Here is a 14,617-nt window from a genome sequence, read left to right as displayed (position 1 = left end):
TTTCTTTCATTTAAAGGGGAGATGGACATGGAAAGGCGAGTGTTAGTTGTTGATGATGAGAAAAAGATGCAAGTGTTAATTACGGTTTGTGTATCAGAAGCAGGCTATCTTGTACAGACGGCTGCAACCGGCTTAGCCGCAATGGATCGCTTGAAAGCGGAGCCATTTGACCTTGTGCTGCTCGATATTATGCTTCCAGATGTTGATGGTTTTTCGCTCATCGCACAGCTTCGTCATTTACAGGAGGATGTTGCCATTATTATGTTAACCGCACTAGGGGAAACGGAGCATATCGTTCGTGGACTAAATGAAGGAGCCGACGATTATATCGTCAAACCGTTCGAGCCCGATGAATTAAACGCGCGGATCTTATCGGTGTTAAGACGTAAAGGTGGGCTTGCATCAAGAAAGGGTGAGGAAAAACAGCTCAAGGTTAATGAAAAAGCACACGACATTTCCTTTGCTGGTCAGTCACTCGGTTTAACAAAGACCGAATACCGGGTATTGCACAGATTACTCAGTAACCCTGGACGAACATATACAAGAGAACAACTTCTAGATTTGGCATGGGATCGCCAAGTGGAAATCTATGATCGAAATGTGGATGCCCATATTAAAAACATCCGTGACAAGCTTGAAAAAGTCGGAGCTGATAGTACTATGATCCAAACAGTATGGGGCGTTGGCTATAAGTATGTGGAACATGAGGGGATAAATCAATGAACGTTGCGACTAGATTTACGGTGGTCGTCGGTGGATTTTTATTGGTCGTTATCGCGGCCATGAGCTTGTCATTTTATGTACTATCTAAACAGTTTTACTATGAGCAGCTTGAAAAGGATATCACATCAAGGTTGCTGGCGCATCGTGAGATCCTTGAACAATCTTGGACTGCCAACACGCAGGAGCACGTCTTTTGGATGGAGCAACGTCAGGAGGACAATGTCTTCCTGATTTTAAATGAACAGTTTGAACCGATGATGGCTGGGAATACGCATGATCAGCGTTGGATTAAGCGATATGTCGATTGGATTCAATCAAATGACTTGAATGACCAAGTAACGCTTGAGCTCGTTCATGTGATGGAAGAGCACATCCCTCACGTATGGGCTACCGTTCCTGTTCACCAAGGCGGGCACGTTGCCGGTTATTTGTTCTTAGACCATGATACAGGGTTGTTTGAGCACACTCGGACCAATCTCGTCATGCTTACAGCGATGATGGGAGCTTTGACTTTGCTATTGTCTGGGGCGTTACTTTATGGGCTTATTCGAAAGGTAACCGCGCCGATCAAAACTGTACAGAAAGCGACGAAAAAGATAGCAAAAGGCGCATTTGATACAAGACTTCCTGTTCACGGTAGCGATGAAATCGGAGATCTCATGGGCAGCATTAATGAGATGGCGAGTCGGCTAAAACAACTAACAGAATCACGGAATGAGCTGATTTCAAACATCTCCCATGAGTTGAGAACCCCTCTTACGTACATTAAGGCGTACGCTGCTTTATTGAAAAAGCGAGAGGGTTTAACGGAAGATGAGAAGGATCAAGCAATGATCATTCATGAAGAAGCAATAAGGATGGAGCGGTTAGTCGGCGACTTGTTCGAGTTAATGAAGCTGGAAGAGAGAAACGTTTCGTTTCATTTAACGAAAACGGACTTAGAGGCCGTCGTTGAACGCTCGGTACGGGTCTCAACCATTGAAGGAAAGAAAAAGAACGTCACGCTGGCCATTCATAAAGAGCATTCTCCTTTGTTCTCCCTTGTGGATTCAGGTCGTCTTGAGCAAGTCATGCAAAACTTGTTAAGCAACGCCATACGTCATACACCTTCGAATGGAACCATTAATCTTATCCTTTACGCTGAAGATGGGAAAAACGTCATTTCCGTTTCGGACAATGGAGAAGGGATCGATAGTGACAAATTACCATATATCTGGGATCGGTTTTATCGTGCGGATCGCTCGCGTAACTCGAAATATGGCGGGACAGGACTCGGGCTAGCAATTACAAAGCAATTAGTTGAGCAAATGGGTGGAACCATTTTCGTTGACAGTGAGAAAGGAAAAGGAACGACGTTCACCTTGATCTTCGCTAAGGAAGAAGAAGTTGAGGCAAAGAAATTAGAGAAATAGGATTAAAGTATTGATATGATAGTTGTTAATTTGGCGGTTATCCAGTACACTTAATAGTAACAATGTCTTAAGAATGGAGAATCGTACATGAGCGATCATACATCTAACATTTTACTAGAGAGTGGGACGAATGAATTAGAAATCATTATGTTTTCGATTGCAGGTGGTTTGTTTGGCATCAATGTGTTAAAGGTTAGGGAAATAATCAACCCATTGCCAATGACCGAAACGCCAAACAGTCATCCTCATATTGAAGGTGTTATTCGGTTAAGACAGGAAGTCATCCCTGTTATTAATTTAGCCCAAGTGTTGAACTTGCCGCCATCTTCGAATCCGCAACAAGATAAGTTCATTATTGCCGAACTCAATCGGTTAAAAGTAGCGTTTCATGTCCACGAAGTATCGCGGATTCATCGAATTTCTTGGGAGCAAATTGAAAAGCCGAGCCAGCTTTTCCATAGCGGGCACGCGCATACAATCGGAATCGTCAAGCTTGAAAGTCAGATGGCGCTCTTATTAGATTTTGAAAAAATTGTGGTAGACATCAATCCAGAGGCAGGGCTTAGTATTGAAAAGGTTCGCGCGCTCGGCGTGCGGGAGCGTTCAGAGAAAAAGATTTACATTGCCGAAGATTCAGCTGTATTGCGCAACCTATTAAAGGATACATTAAACGAAGCGGGCTATGTTAATCTCCATTTCTTTGAAAATGGAAAAGGCGCATGGGAAGCTTTACACACATTAGTGGAGCAACACGGACAAGCAGCGACAAGCTTCGTCGATTTATTGATCTCAGATATTGAAATGCCGCAAATGGATGGACACCACTTAACGAAACGTGTAAAAACGGACCCGGTTTTATCCAATCTTCCTGTCGTGATCTTTTCTTCCCTTATTACAGAAGATCTTTATCACAAAGGGGAGCGTGTCGGGGCAGATGCCCAAATCGGAAAACCGGAAATCGTACAGCTCGTCGAGATGCTCGATTCCTTGCTGCAAAAAGGATAAACACTCACCCACCACCCCTCATTCACATACACTATCCTATCTTGAATGGAGGGGATGGGGCAGCCTTGAAAAAAGGATCAAACAAAAAAGGAAACTTCGTACAGCTATCAAAAGAGGAGAAAACGAAATATAACATGAAGGTAGTAACATCTGATGTGTGTGAACGATGTAGAACGCAGTGTACCATCGGAATTTCTTATATGGAAAAAATGCGAAAGCCTGGAGCGATTGGCTATGGCGTCCCGTGCCATTTAACGAAAGGCAAAGCATATAAATAACGTAAAAACTCGGCATCTGCCGGGTTTTTTTGCGCTTTAAGAAAGCTTAATTTCTATGAAGATCAACGAGGAGGAAAACGGTTGTTTTTGCCATTAAGAGTTGACAGTGTCGATGCGTTCGTTCTTAATGGATGCCTTCTCCTTCCTAGCATGACGCTTCTTTTCGGCGAATAGAATGAGAATAGGTGAAAGGGGGGAACGTGATGGCAAAGGATGAAAGCTATTTAATAAAACCACTGCTTAACCGAAACTATCCGTGTGTTTCCTACGGGAAAGGAGCAGCGCTTTATGATATGGATGGAAAGCGCTATCTTGACGCTTGCTCTGGAGCTGTCACCGCATCGATCGGCCATGGGGTGGATGAAGTTGTCCAGGCGATGTACGAACAGGCTCGCAAAGTATCGTTCGTCTATCGCTCTCAGTTTACGAATGAACCGGCAGAGCGGCTCGCAACGAAATTAGCGGAACAGCTGCCAGGGCAATTGAATCATAGCTTTTTTGTGAACAGTGGCTCAGAAGCAACCGAAACAGCAATTAAAATCTCAATTCAATATTGGCAAGAGCGCGGACGTCCTGAGAAAACGTTAATTCTCTCTAGATGGATGAGCTATCACGGAATTACACAAGGAGCGCTTTCATTGTCAGGTCATTATGAACGGAGACAACGATTTGAAGGAATGCTAGACCGGCCCCCATTTTTATCTCCCCCGTATCCGTACAGACAAGTGAGAGAAATGTCTGGTGTTGACTATGCGGAAGAGCTTGATCACCTGATCGAGCAGATCGGACCTCACAGGATCGCAGCTTTTATCGCTGAACCGATTGTTGGCGCCGCGGGAACTGCATTAGTACCGGGGGAAGGGTACTATGAAGCGCTAAAACAAGTGCTCGATCAGCATGACATTTTATTCATTTGCGATGAAGTGATGACGGGAATGGGACGGACAGGGAAGGATCTGGCGATTGAACATTGGGATGCGACGCCTGACATTGTCACTTTAGGCAAAGGGTTGTCCGCAGGCTACGCCCCACTCGCTGCAACCGTTGTCGCCGACCATGTGCTTGAGCCAATTCAAGCAGGATCGAACCTTATTATGAGCGGTCATACGTTTAGCGCCAATCCTTTATCCTGTGCGGCTGGGTTAGCCGTACTCCACTACGTAAAAAAACACGATCTCGTAAAACGCGCAGCTACAATTGGTGAAAAGTTGTTAGAGGATCTTCAAGAGATTCAAACGGCCTCGGCGATCGTAGGGGATGTGAGAGGGAAGGGGTTGCTCATCGGGCTTGAGTTTGTGAAAAATAAAGCGACAAAAGCACCTTTTCCGAAAGATGCTCAAGTGGCGGCTGGTATCGTAAACGAGGCTCAACGGCAAGGCCTTTTGCTATATCCATCAGCTGCCGGATTAAAGGGGGAAGGAGCTGGTTGTTTAATTGCTCCACCTTTCACGTTGACGAAAGAGGAACGATGTGAATTGTTAGGAAAATTAGCAAGGACACTTGAACGAGTCGAAAAACAGCTGTTGGGGGCTGAGACATGAGCAAACAAATGAGCAAACATGACGTATTGGAACGGTTTAAGGACGGGATGTCTATCATGTACGGAGGGTTTGGCGGGATCGGCACCCCACCGACGCTCGTCAAATGGTTAAAAGAATCTAAGACGAAAAATCTTACACTAATCGGAAACGACGCAGGCTTTCCGACGATTGGCATCGGCCCGGTCGTCTGTTCTCAGCAAGCTGAGCGTTTAATTACATCCCATATCGGCTCCAATCCAATCGCTGGTGAACTGATGCAGGCAGGAAAGCTTGAAGTTGAGTTTTCGCCTCAAGGAACGTTAATGGAGCGAATTCGGGCTGGAGGTGTCGGATTAGGCGGAATCCTTATAGATGTGGGGATGGATACGATTGTAGCAGAAGGGAAGGAGAGAGTTGTTGTGGACGGCACCTCTTACCTGCTGGAAAAGCCAGTACGTGCTGATCTAAGTCTCATCTATGCGAAAAAAGCCGATCCGTTTGGAAACCTTGTCTATGATCAGAGCGCGCGGAACACCAATCCACTCATGGCAATGGCAGGTCGGTATACGATCGCTGAGGTAGAGGAACTCGTTCCGCTCGGCCAACTCGATCCAGAAGAGGTCGTTACAGCTGGGGCCTTTGTCGATGGATTGGTCGAGAGTGAGGGGGTGGACTGGAAGTGGATGTGGGAATAAATCGGGAAAAGGAAAAAATGGTGAAGCGTGCAGTGGAAGAGTTAACCGATCACATGATCGTGAATTTAGGGATCGGCATTCCGTCCCTTGTTGTCGATTATGTTGCCGAAGGAAAGAACATTTGGTTCCATGCTGAAAATGGAATTATTGGCATGGGGAAAAGTCCGAAAAAGGGAGAAGAGGAGCCGCATTTATGCAATGCTGGGGGCTTCCCTGTTACGTTAAAAACAGGGGGCGTGTATGTGGATAGTGCGACAGCCTTTGCGTTAATTCGCGGTGGTCGTTTGGATGTAACGATGTTAGGGGCACTGCAAGTGAGTGAACAAGGGGATGTGGCTAATTGGATCGTACCAGGGAGAAAGGTGCCTGGAATTGGTGGGGCAATGGAGCTTGCTGTAAAAGCAAACAAGGTCATTATCTTAATGAATCATGTCAATCGTCAGGGAGAACCGAAAATTGTAAAAAGTTGTAGTTATCCGTTAACAGCGAAAAAATGCGTTGATATGATTATTACCGATATGGCAGTATTGCAGCGAAAAGGAGAGCGTTTTCAGTTGACAGAGGTTTTTGCCCCTTATACGATCGAAGATGTGCTTACGTACACAGAAGCCGAACTTGAGGTCAATCGCCAGTCGGTTCGGATTAGGGAGGTATAAACAATTGGATATTCCATGGTTAGTCGAACGGGATGATCGCAATGAACGGATCGTTCTATCGATAAAAACGAACGCCAAGGAAGCGCTCGAAAACGCTTATCGTAAAAAAAGTCGCGTAACTGGTAAGATGATTGCCTACGTCCACGAGTCATGCGCCCATTTTTTTTGTGAAGAAGGATGGTTACAAGAAGGGGCTGTTTCTACTTATTTTCATAATGGCCAAGCGAACGTTTTCTCCTTCTTTTTAAAGGAAGACAGACAAAACTCGGATCATGAGCGTCTTCACCGGGAGGTATTATCCTATGTACAAAAGATTGAGCGGACATTAGATCTTTCCTCTCACGCTGTACAGCGTCTGAATGAAGCCGATACGGATTCACTTGCTCAATTGTATCGCCATGTGTTTGAGCGTTATCCGACAGATGTGTTTTCTGCACAATATTTGCAGCAAACGATGAAAGAAGGGGCAAAATTCGTTGGAGTTAAGGAAGGTACGGACATAATTTGCGCGGCCTCAGCAGTACCAAACGGATTCGGTGGCTGGGAAATAACCGATTGCGCAACAAAAAAAGAAGCGCGAGGAAACGGGTATTTGTCTTCTGTTTTATGTGAGTTAGAGCAATGGTTATGGGAAGAAGGCGAGGAAAACGTTTATTCCATTACAAGGTCTCACTCCTTCGGGATGAATGTGACGATCAAAAAACGGGGATTTTCCTATGAGGGAACGATGGTAAACAATTGTATAATCGGAACAGGGTTCGAGGATATGAATATATGGACGAAGCGACTTACCGCTACTAACATTCGTTAGCCATATACTGGGGCTGGGACAAAACTAGCCAAACGTATAAAAAAAGTTCGAATCATTTTATTTTGATGATCCGAACTTTTTTCTGTTGATTCATGGGATCGTCTGCTGATTGATTAGCATCTCACTCGAATGTCCGTAAGAGGACACTAAAATATGCAACCCAGTCACGGAGGAGGTCTTAAATTTCCGCATGAACACGGAACCGATGAATGGTTCGGTAAAGAGGCTCATACCCTTGGGAAGACCTCCATCTTCCATCCAGAAGGAGTGGGATTAGGTTTTTAAAGCTTAAAATAATTCCGTTTTAATCGTCGAGGCATCTTCATTAACTGTTCATAGGTCGTTTCATCAGGAATGGCAGATTCGTCTACAAGTAGCAATTGATCCTCTAGCTCCTCTAAAATTGTCTCATCCACTTCTTCAATATGACAGTGAGAGCAATAGATGGATGGAACCGCTTTCAATTGGATGGCGCGCAATCCTGACGGTAACTCCCAGTAAGTCGTCATCGTTCGATTGATAGGATTTTCCACCTCGCACCATCTACATTTCATCGGATTTCTTCCCTTCTTGTAGCTTCCGCTGTTCTGCTAGCCATTTCTTCTCCTTTAGTTGATCGCGTTTTTCACGTAAATCTTTTAAGGACCGATGCCTTGTATCTTGTTCATAAACAGAACGTAGCTCTAACCGCTTCAACCCTTTCGGCACAAGATTGATTTCTTCATCCTTCATGAGCCGGTGAATTCCGATGCTCCTTTCATCTCCTGTAATTCCGGTCATTTTGGCAAAATAATCGTCCGCCTTCCCTGGAACGTAATGGTCAGGTTCTGGATAGGTGGAGATAACCCCTTCAAAGTTGCGCAATACCGTTTTGCTTGGACTTTGCGATAAAATGTAATTCGGTTGGAGTGTGACTTTCCCACCGCCTCCAGGGGCATCCACAACAAAGGTCGGTACGGCATAGCCACTCGTATGCCCGCGCAACGCTTCCATAATTTCGATGCCTTTAGAAATTGGGGCGCGGAAATGACTGATTCCTTCTGAAAGGTCACACTGGTATACATAATAAGGGCGGACGCGGATGGCGACAAGGTCATGCATTAATTTTTTCATAATGTGAGTGCTGTCGTTAATTCCGGCAAGGATAACGGCTTGATTTCCGACAGGCACACCAGCGTCGACTAGCTTTTCACAGGCTTCCTTCGCCTCCTTTGTGATTTCCAATGATGTATTAAAATGGGTATTTAACCAGACCGGATGGTATTTTTTTAGAATAGAGCAAAGGTGATCTGTGATTCGTTGTGGAAACACAACCGGAGCCCTCGTTCCAATCCGAATGATTTCCACATGAGGAATCGCCCGCAAGTTCTTTAAAATGTATTCAAGAATTTGATCATTGATTAGTAAGCCATCGCCCCCTGAAAGTAGCACGTCTCGTACTGCTGGGGTTTGGGCAATGTAGTCGATGGCGGCATCCATTTGTTTTTTCGGGACCCCCATACCAATTTGGCCGGAAAAACGCCGTCTTGTACAGTAACGACAGTACATGGAACATTGATTCGTCACGAGAAAAAGCACACGGTCTGGGTAGCGATGGGTCAGCCCGGGAACAGGAGAATCTTCATCTTCTGCAAGAGGATCTTCCATATCATACTTTGTTTTTTCGATTTCTTTTGAGATCGGAACCGATTGCATTCGAATTGGACAACGTGGATCGTCTGGGTTCATGAGTGAGGCATAGTAGGGCGTAATGTTTAGCGGAATCGTTTTCGTTGAAATACGTACGCCTTCTTCTTCTTCTTCTGTTAGATTAATCACTTGCTTTAAATCATCGATGGTTCGGATCGTATGGGTTAGTTGCCAGAGCCAATCGTTCCATTGTGATTCCGTCACGTCTTTCCAAAGAGAAATGTCTTTCCAATGTCGTTTCGGCTGATACAATTGTACCATTCTTGCTTCGCCTCCTTTAGTGCGATCGACGCCGTGAGAACGAAACAGTAAGAGAATCATAGGATCGTATGATCGTGGATTGATTGTCATCGTAAAAAAATAATTCAAGGGCGTCTTCTGCTTTTTCGTTCTTTTATTAATAAATGCAGCAAACGCCCAAAAGTTGAATAAAGTTATTCGTTTTGTATCTTTTTGAGTAGTTGATCTTTTTGATTTTTAGAGATGACGCCCCATTTATATAATAATTCAGCATAAAAAATCGTTTTTTGCTTTTTCCCATATTTCATGACGTTCCACCCCTTTGTTGTCCAGTTTATGCACAAGATAAAAAAAGTTTCCTGAAGGAAAGATATAAGAAAAAAATGGATTTATATCAGACAATTGTCACAACCTGTTCAAATTTGTGATTATTTTCACAAAGTTTATTGTGGCATAATAAAGGTGAAAGGAAAAGGGTGTTTGAAAACTAATGTGAAATAGTAAACAACTTTTTTCTTTCGTTATTTATGTGAAATTGTTCACAAAGTATTTTAGAGAAAAAGGGGGACTTAATAATGATCATGAAATTTTTAAGAGAAAATGTTTATGCTGCAAGCCTCATCACGGTGCTTCGTCTATATATTGGCTGGCAATGGCTAACGGCAGGATGGGGGAAGGTAACCGAGGGGTTTAGTGCAGAAGGTTATTTATTCGGTGTGGTTGGAAATGAAGCAGTACTTGAACAGTACCCTCGCTACCATACATTTATCGAACATGTTGCGTTGCCTAATGCCGATACATTCAGTTTTATGGTTGCGTGGGGGGAATTGCTTGTTGGACTTGGTCTACTCTTAGGTGTCTTGACGACTGCAGCCGCCTTTTTCGGATTAATGATGAATTTCTCGTTCCTGTTTGCTGGAACAATCTCCTCCAATCCGTGGATGATTCTGCTTACGATTTTCATTTCTGTTGCTGGTGCTAATGCTGGTCGTTTTGGTGGTGACCGCTACGTGCTTCCATTCATTCGTGAGAAGCTTCAAAAAAACAGGCTGGAGCAAAAAAGTCCAATAACCTCTTCTGACAAGCTTGCATCCTAAAAGAAGATCACCGAAAGAAAGGCAAGTTAATACATTTGTAAGCCAATGTCTTTGTTCAAGCGAGATTTTTTGGTAAGCTAATTTTAAGGAACATAAGCTTATCAATCCTATTGGATGTTCTTTGTTAGGATGGGCAGTAGAAATAAGAACGCAAGGCATCAGAAGGAGTGAAACGATGAACATTCAAATAACGAAGCCAGCGCTTCAATGGTTTAAAGATGAATTTGGCTTAGAAGGTGGAGAGAATATTCGCTTTTATGCACGATACGGTGGATGTGGTTCGATTCAAAGTGGCTTCTCCTTGGGGATTAGCCAAGAGACGCCAAAGGAAATTGGGGCAAAGTCGGAGGTGGATGGCGTTACCTTTTACATTGAAAATGAGGACTTGTGGTATTTTAAAGATCTCGATTTAAAAGTGAAGTATAGTCGTAAGTACGACGAAATTGAATTTGTTTATGAATAAAAAGAAGCATAAAGCTCCGCCTAGCAAAGGCGGAGCTTTATGCTTTTGGCAGAACCCATACAATTTCTTGGGTTCTAATAAGGAATGTCGCATCCTCCATTTGTAAGGTAAGGTGGTCTGGCTTTACATCTGTTAACCTTCCCCGCATGCTCCCTTTTGTCGTCTGGATGACGACGTGCTGGCCAAGTGTGGATTGAAGGGTTTGAAAAAGGAAAGGCTCCACAGATGATATCATTTGCGGACGACTTTGATCGGCGTGTTGCACGAGCTTTCATCCTTTCAAGACAATTGTTCACGCTGTATAGTATGCCACATGTCTAAAAGGGTGTATGACCATGAGAAAACCGCCTATGTGCAAACGACATAGACGGTCCTATTTAAAAGATGAGATGGGCCATCATGATAATAATAGGAAGTGTAATGATCGTACGTTCTAGGAAGATAAGCACTAAATCGATAAAGCGGATCGGTAACTTAGAGGCGAGGAGCAAGCCTCCCACTTCAGACATGTAAATGAGCTGAGTGACTGACAAGCAAGCGATCACGAAACGAGTCAGTTCGCTTTCAATTTCGCTCCCTAATATGGCTGGCAAGAACATATCGGCAAATCCGACGAGCATTGTTTTCGAGGCTTCAATTGCTTCAGGAATTTGTGCTAGCTCCAACAGCGGGACAAATGGAATGCCGAGCCATTCAAAAAGGGGAGTCGTTTCTGCAAGTAGGACGGTGGCTGTTCCAAAGGCCATCACCACAGGTAAAACCCCAATCCATAAATCACCAACTGTCAAAAGCCCTTTTTGGAACAAGTCTTTAACAGAGTTGTTCCGTGCTCTGTTCATCGCTTTTGTCAATCCCCATAACAATAAGGAACTAGTAGCAGGACGAGACTCATGAACGCTCGGTTCATGAGTATAATATCGTTCTTTTTTCCGTGAAAGCGGCGGAATTCGCGGCATGATAATCGCAGCGATGAATCCTGCCAAGACGATCGTTCCATAGTATGGAAGGACATAATTCATTAAGTCCATTTTGTCAAGGATGACAATACTGAACGTGATAGAAACGACGGAAAAAGTCGTTCCGATAACGGCGGCTTCTCGTTCTGAGTAATAACCTTGTTCATATTGTTGGTTCGTTAACATGACCCCTACCGTTCCATCTCCCATCCAAGATGCCAAGCTATCAATGGCCGAACGACCAGGAAGCTTAAATAGTGGGCGCATCAGGGGATTTAAGAGCGCTCCGCACAGTTCTAGCAAACCGAAGTTCAGCAGGAGCGGAAGGAAAAAACCAGCGAATAAAAAGACAGTAAAAAGGACCGGCATCAAATCATATAACAGCAATCCACCAGTTACTTCAATGATGGCTTCATCAGCTAAAGTAAAGAACGTAACCACAGCAAACATGGCACCGATCAAACGAACAACAAGCCAAAATGGCGAAACGACAACGAGCTTTGATACATTCGGTTTCTCGCTAAAAAAGACCGGTTTTCGTATCGTTGCATAGGCGCTAATCAAAGCGGAGATCACGATCAGTGCTGTTAGTAGTCCAGGGAGTATGGGAGAAAGCCATATCTGAAGGGAATTAGCAAGGATCGCTACGGGTATGCTATAACCATCTTCCGTTCGAATCGGAACCATAAATAAAAAGACCCCAAAAAAAGAAGGAAGAATAAATAGTAAAAAACCTTTCATATTCCACGACGTTTTCATGATTATTAAACCACCTTACTTAACGGTTGCATGTTTATAAATAATGCTTTTTAAAAATAACATATTCTTATCCCTGTGGAAACCTCTTTTGCATAATCTTTGTGAAGCGTACGAGTTGTAAAACTAGTCTATCTCCTATAAGCAATGAGCTTTCAGGTATGTACTGCCTATGCTATAATTCGATTACGATTGTAAAAGGGGGAGAAATAGTGGAAAAACGTCTAGAACGAGCGATGTTTGCTGGAGGCTGCTTTTGGTGTATGGTTCAGCCGTTTGATAAACAACCTGGCATCGAAAGTGTCGTATCTGGTTATGCAGGGGGGACGGTCGAAAACCCAACATATGAACAAGTAAAAACCGGGACAACTGGTCATTATGAAGTGGTTCACATTACATACGTTCCTGAGTTGTTTCCATTCGAGAAATTGTTATCGCTCTATTGGCCACAAATTGATCCGACAGATCCAGATGGGCAATTTCACGATAGGGGACCGCAATATCGTACAGCTATCTTTTATGAAAACGAAGAGCAGCGCGCGCTTGCCGAGCGGTCGAGAGAAGCACTTGAGAAGAGTGGAAAATTTAAAAAGCCCATCGTGACAAGCATATTACCGATGGCAACCTTTTATCCAGCCGAGGAGGAGCACCAGCAATTTTATAAAAAAAATCCGATGGCATACAAGGAAGATCGTGAAAAATCAGGTCGGGATGAATTTATTTATAAACATTGGGGAAAGTAGCGAGCAACGCTACTTTTTTCTTTAACTAGAAATCCGTTTAAATGTGTGAAAATATGTGATTAATTTGTAATAATCCGTTAACAAATTACACATTTTTTGATATAATAAAGTACATCCTGTTTGACATCTTAGAGTTAGGAGGAAGCAGCGTATGATCAGGATATTCCAAACGGTTTTACTCGCAATTGTTTCAGCTATCGTAGGTTTTATGATCATTTCGATCACGTTCGTGGAATATTGGTCCCATACGGAAGCTGGAAAAGTTCCTCCGAAAACCGCTGTACTACTCCATGCTATTCATCATAATTTAGTAACTCCTGACATGCGTCCACCGAAATTTCTTACACAATCAAATGGACATTCACGATTTAAGACAGAGTTGATTCAAATACCTGTTTCAGACGGGGCATCGATACCAGCTCGAGTGTATCAGCCTAAAGCAAGTGGACCCCATCCAATTATTTTGTATTATCATGGCGGGGCATTTTTAGAAGGATATGGGGACATTAACACCCATGATAATATCGTTCGCGCTTTGGCGGTCCGGACAGGCAGTATTGTCGTTGCGGTTGGCTATCGCGTGGCTCCAGGTCATCCGTTCCCAACAGCGATTGAAGATAGCTATGATGCACTTGATTGGATTTCAAAAAATGCTGAGTTGTTTAACGGAGACCCAGCAAATGTTGCAGTTGTTGGGGATAGTGCAGGAGGCAATATCGCCACTGTCGTATCGCTAATGGCAAGAGATCGAGAAGGTCCTGAGATTTCCGCCCAAGTATTGTTATATCCCCTTACGACCTTCCAAGATGTCGCATTTCCTTCGCGGGATCATTATGATAGCGGATATTATCTGCTATCGCGAGCGGTTATGGTTCAGGCTCGAGAGAAATATACGCCTCAGCAAGAGTCGTGGTTAAATCCCTACACTTCTCCGCTGAATGCTGATTTGGAAGGGGTTCCACCGGCCTTTGTTGTAACTGCTGAGTTTGACCCACTCCGGGATGAAGGAGAAATGTATGCACAAAGCTTGGCAGATGCAGGTGTTCCGGTGCAAGCGATCCGCTACAATGGTGTGATGCACGGATTCGTTTCCTTTTATGAAGTAATGGAGAGAGGGGATGATGCTCTTCATCAGGCTTCCATGTTTTTGAAAAAGTCGTTCTATGACGATATGGACGCTAAACCATATGAACTCGTCATTGATGACGTACCTTCTGCCCAAGTGGCGATTAAGGATCGGCTTGAAGCTTATGCTATCGGTGGATTTCTCATCGGAAAACAGTCCCTATCTCTATTTTCTGGATGGTGACCGAAGAGGCTAGTACAAAACACAGTTTATTTTATATGGGGTTGATTGTTTCAAAAACCACTTGTTGCTTTTTTCCGCAGGCGTCTCGTGATTTTGACCATAAACTTGAAAACGTCCGTCTAGTTAAGCGTGGATAGAACTTACGAAAGTATACGGCCATAAACGCCGATCAAACAGACATCTCATGAAGTAACAGAAAAAGGTTCGGATCATCAAAATAAAATGATCTGGATCTTTTTTTGCGCTTGGCTCGTTTTGTCCCAG

General features: G+C 43.9%; 16 protein-coding genes. 12 read left to right on the top strand and 4 right to left on the bottom strand.

The window, feature by feature from the left end:
- Positions 1–27: 27 nt before the first annotated feature.
- The 8 genes from FED51_RS11620 to ablB all read left to right on the top strand — a co-directional run bounded on the left by FED51_RS11620 (position 28) and on the right by ablB (position 7,100).
- Entirely contained in the window at positions 28–723 is a 696-nt protein-coding gene (locus FED51_RS11620) for a response regulator transcription factor (RefSeq protein WP_053431028.1), read from the top strand.
- The gene (locus FED51_RS11615; protein WP_053431029.1) at positions 720–2,135 is read left to right on the top strand and encodes a HAMP domain-containing sensor histidine kinase; all 1,416 of its coding nucleotides are present in this window, start codon (positions 720–722) and stop codon (positions 2,133–2,135) included. Before FED51_RS11620 ends, FED51_RS11615 begins: the two co-directional genes overlap by 4 nt.
- Positions 2,136–2,222: 87 nt before the next feature.
- Positions 2,223–3,140: a chemotaxis protein gene (locus FED51_RS11610; RefSeq protein ID WP_053431030.1), complete on the top strand. Its 918-nt coding sequence runs from the start codon at positions 2,223–2,225 to the stop codon at positions 3,138–3,140.
- Positions 3,141–3,205: 65 nt separating this feature from the next.
- On the top strand, positions 3,206–3,418 hold the full coding sequence (locus FED51_RS11605; RefSeq protein WP_053431031.1) for a hypothetical protein: 213 nt from the start codon (positions 3,206–3,208) through the stop codon (positions 3,416–3,418).
- A 203-nt stretch (positions 3,419–3,621) separates the two neighbouring features.
- Positions 3,622–4,959, top strand: coding sequence for an aspartate aminotransferase family protein (locus FED51_RS11600; protein WP_053431032.1), 1,338 nt, complete (start codon positions 3,622–3,624; stop codon positions 4,957–4,959).
- Complete coding sequence (locus tag FED51_RS11595; protein ID WP_053431033.1) at positions 4,956–5,633, top strand: CoA transferase subunit A; 678 nt, start codon at positions 4,956–4,958, stop codon at positions 5,631–5,633. The genes FED51_RS11600 and FED51_RS11595 overlap by 4 nt, the downstream gene beginning before the upstream one ends.
- Entirely contained in the window at positions 5,618–6,289 is a 672-nt protein-coding gene (locus tag FED51_RS11590) for a 3-oxoacid CoA-transferase subunit B (protein WP_010898414.1), read from the top strand. The genes FED51_RS11595 and FED51_RS11590 overlap by 16 nt, the downstream gene beginning before the upstream one ends.
- 4 nt (positions 6,290–6,293) lie before the next feature.
- On the top strand, positions 6,294–7,100 hold the full coding sequence (gene ablB / locus FED51_RS11585) for a putative beta-lysine N-acetyltransferase (RefSeq protein WP_053431034.1): 807 nt from the start codon (positions 6,294–6,296) through the stop codon (positions 7,098–7,100).
- 281 nt (positions 7,101–7,381) lie between these two features.
- Here ablB and FED51_RS11580 read toward each other — a convergent pair whose 3' ends face one another.
- Entirely contained in the window at positions 7,382–7,654 is a 273-nt protein-coding gene (locus FED51_RS11580) for a YokU family protein (protein WP_010898412.1), read from the bottom strand.
- Complete coding sequence (kamA, locus tag FED51_RS11575; protein WP_053431035.1) at positions 7,644–9,050, bottom strand: lysine 2,3-aminomutase; 1,407 nt, start codon at positions 9,048–9,050, stop codon at positions 7,644–7,646. Before kamA ends, FED51_RS11580 begins: the two co-directional genes overlap by 11 nt.
- A gap of 554 nt (positions 9,051–9,604) precedes the next feature.
- On the opposite strand from kamA, the gene FED51_RS11570 reads away from it, so the two are divergent.
- Entirely contained in the window at positions 9,605–10,126 is a 522-nt protein-coding gene (locus tag FED51_RS11570) for a DoxX family membrane protein (protein WP_138090541.1), read from the top strand.
- Positions 10,127–10,301: 175 nt separating this feature from the next.
- Entirely contained in the window at positions 10,302–10,589 is a 288-nt protein-coding gene (locus FED51_RS11565) for a HesB/YadR/YfhF family protein (RefSeq protein WP_010898408.1), read from the top strand.
- Positions 10,590–10,626: 37 nt separating this feature from the next.
- Here FED51_RS11565 and FED51_RS11560 read toward each other — a convergent pair whose 3' ends face one another.
- Together FED51_RS11560 and FED51_RS11555 are read right to left on the bottom strand one after the other, a co-directional pair.
- Complete coding sequence (locus FED51_RS11560) at positions 10,627–10,854, bottom strand: YuzF family protein (RefSeq protein ID WP_083445512.1); 228 nt, start codon at positions 10,852–10,854, stop codon at positions 10,627–10,629.
- Between the two features lie 112 nt (positions 10,855–10,966).
- The gene (locus tag FED51_RS11555) at positions 10,967–12,304 is read right to left on the bottom strand and encodes a YjiH family protein (protein ID WP_053431036.1); all 1,338 of its coding nucleotides are present in this window, start codon (positions 12,302–12,304) and stop codon (positions 10,967–10,969) included.
- Positions 12,305–12,537: 233 nt separating this feature from the next.
- Between FED51_RS11555 and msrA the strand changes: the two genes are divergently transcribed.
- The gene (msrA, locus tag FED51_RS11550; protein ID WP_041821603.1) at positions 12,538–13,044 is read left to right on the top strand and encodes a peptide-methionine (S)-S-oxide reductase MsrA; all 507 of its coding nucleotides are present in this window, start codon (positions 12,538–12,540) and stop codon (positions 13,042–13,044) included.
- Between the two features lie 151 nt (positions 13,045–13,195).
- A complete protein-coding gene (locus FED51_RS11545) occupies positions 13,196–14,353 on the top strand; it encodes an alpha/beta hydrolase (RefSeq protein ID WP_010898404.1) in 1,158 nt (385 codons plus the stop codon).
- Positions 14,354–14,617: the final 264 nt, after the last annotated feature.

Source organism: Halalkalibacterium halodurans, from assembly GCF_005671335.1.
Lineage (GTDB): Bacteria > Bacillota > Bacilli > Bacillales > Bacillaceae_D > Halalkalibacterium > Halalkalibacterium halodurans.
Note: the sequence above shows the minus strand (reverse complement) of the source record. Positions and strands in the feature narration are given on the sequence as shown.

Excerpts from the sequence above, each read along its gene's own strand:
- FED51_RS11620 (WP_053431028.1), top strand. The coding sequence starts at position 28 with ATGGAAAGGCGAGTGTTAGTTGTTGATGATGAGAAAAAGATGCAAGTG.
- FED51_RS11615 (WP_053431029.1), top strand. The coding sequence starts at position 720 with ATGAACGTTGCGACTAGATTTACGGTGGTCGTCGGTGGATTTTTATTG.
- FED51_RS11610 (WP_053431030.1), top strand. The coding sequence starts at position 2,223 with ATGAGCGATCATACATCTAACATTTTACTAGAGAGTGGGACGAATGAA.
- FED51_RS11600 (WP_053431032.1), top strand. The coding sequence starts at position 3,622 with ATGGCAAAGGATGAAAGCTATTTAATAAAACCACTGCTTAACCGAAAC.
- FED51_RS11595 (WP_053431033.1), top strand. The coding sequence starts at position 4,956 with ATGAGCAAACAAATGAGCAAACATGACGTATTGGAACGGTTTAAGGAC.
- FED51_RS11580 (WP_010898412.1), bottom strand. The coding sequence starts at position 7,654 with ATGAAATGTAGATGGTGCGAGGTGGAAAATCCTATCAATCGAACGATG.
- kamA (WP_053431035.1), bottom strand. The coding sequence starts at position 9,050 with ATGGTACAATTGTATCAGCCGAAACGACATTGGAAAGACATTTCTCTT.
- FED51_RS11570 (WP_138090541.1), top strand. The coding sequence starts at position 9,605 with ATGATCATGAAATTTTTAAGAGAAAATGTTTATGCTGCAAGCCTCATC.
- FED51_RS11565 (WP_010898408.1), top strand. The coding sequence starts at position 10,302 with ATGAACATTCAAATAACGAAGCCAGCGCTTCAATGGTTTAAAGATGAA.
- FED51_RS11555 (WP_053431036.1), bottom strand. The coding sequence starts at position 12,304 with ATGAAAACGTCGTGGAATATGAAAGGTTTTTTACTATTTATTCTTCCT.
- msrA (WP_041821603.1), top strand. The coding sequence starts at position 12,538 with ATGTTTGCTGGAGGCTGCTTTTGGTGTATGGTTCAGCCGTTTGATAAA.
- FED51_RS11545 (WP_010898404.1), top strand. The coding sequence starts at position 13,196 with ATGATCAGGATATTCCAAACGGTTTTACTCGCAATTGTTTCAGCTATC.